At 54.9% G+C, this 288-nt stretch carries 1 protein-coding gene; it reads left to right on the top strand.

Going from position 1 to position 288, the window contains the following annotated elements:
• On the top strand, positions 1-268 hold a 268-nt coding region (locus QWJ41_RS21000), incomplete at its 5' end, for a hypothetical protein (RefSeq protein WP_302710425.1).
• Positions 269-288: the final 20 nt, after the last annotated feature.

Raw genomic sequence — 288 nt, 5'->3', positions numbered from 1 at the left:
CAACAACGACGTTGTACGCGACCACGAGGACCACCACCACCACCACCACCATCATCAATCAGAAAAGCAAGACGAAACACGGGTGGATGTTTGTCCCATGGAAAAGTCCGGCTTGATTGATCCAAACGTCATGCGTAGGGCGCAACGTCATACCTCTCTACGCAAGCCGGGCCTAGGACTCCGATCGTGGATCAAGAGACCAGAAGTCTCGGGCACCGTGCTGGCCGTGGGCTGTTTGGCTTGTGTTGCTTTGCTCAAACTGCAGTGAATCCACTTGCATCCGGATGG

The organism is Nocardioides cremeus (assembly GCF_030518195.1).
Lineage (GTDB): Bacteria > Actinomycetota > Actinomycetes > Propionibacteriales > Nocardioidaceae > Nocardioides > Nocardioides cremeus.
This window is presented reverse-complemented; position numbering and strand designations above follow the sequence as displayed.